Here is a 712-nt window from a genome sequence, read left to right on the forward strand (position 1 = left end):
GCCGCCCGGCGCAAGGCCGCCGGGTTCCCCACCGGCAAGACCTTCACGACCTGGGATCCGGGCGCCTCCTCGATCCCGGCCCCGACCCAGCAGTCCCTGCGCACCATGGAATGGCTCTCGCGCAGAGAGAACCTCGTGGTCTGCGGGCCCTCCGGCACCGGCAAGACCTTCTTCCTCGAGGCCCTGGGCCAGCAGGCCGTGGAGGAGGGCAAGCGGGTGGCCTGGTTCACCCTGGAGGACCTCGGGGCGATGATCCGGGCCCACCGGCCCGATGACACCATCACCAAAGCCGTCGCCCGAATCCTGCGCGCCGACCTGATCGTCATCGACGACATCGGCCTGCTGCCGGTCGCCGACGATGCCGCCGAGGGCCTCTACCGCATCGTGGACGCCGCCTACGAGAAACGCTCCGTAGCGATCAGCTCGAACCTGCACCCTGCCGGCTTCGACGAGCTGATGCCCAAGACTCTGGCCACCGCCACCGTGGACCGGCTCCTGCACCACGCCCACGTCTGCCAGACCACCGGAGACTCCGTACGGATGACCCAGGCAATGGCCGGGAAGGGAGTCATGCCACTGAACTGATCCCATCACGGTGGCCAGCACCACCACCAAACGGGCAAACCAGCTGGCCACCAGTGGGCAGTTCTGATGGCCACCAGCGGGAAGAAACACTGGCCGCCTATGGGCAGAACTCAATGGCCCTTGACAC

General features: G+C 67.6%; 1 protein-coding gene. It reads left to right on the top strand.

Features of this window, described 5'->3' with window-relative positions; all coding sequences use genetic code 11:
* The coding region (locus UN64_RS21880; RefSeq protein WP_077365989.1) for an ATP-binding protein at positions 1 to 585 on the top strand (585 nt) is incomplete at its 5' end.
* Between the last annotated feature and the right edge of the window lie 127 nt (positions 586 to 712).

This window comes from Fictibacillus arsenicus, assembly GCF_001999465.1.
Classification (GTDB): Bacteria; Bacillota; Bacilli; order Bacillales; family Fictibacillaceae; genus Fictibacillus; species Fictibacillus arsenicus.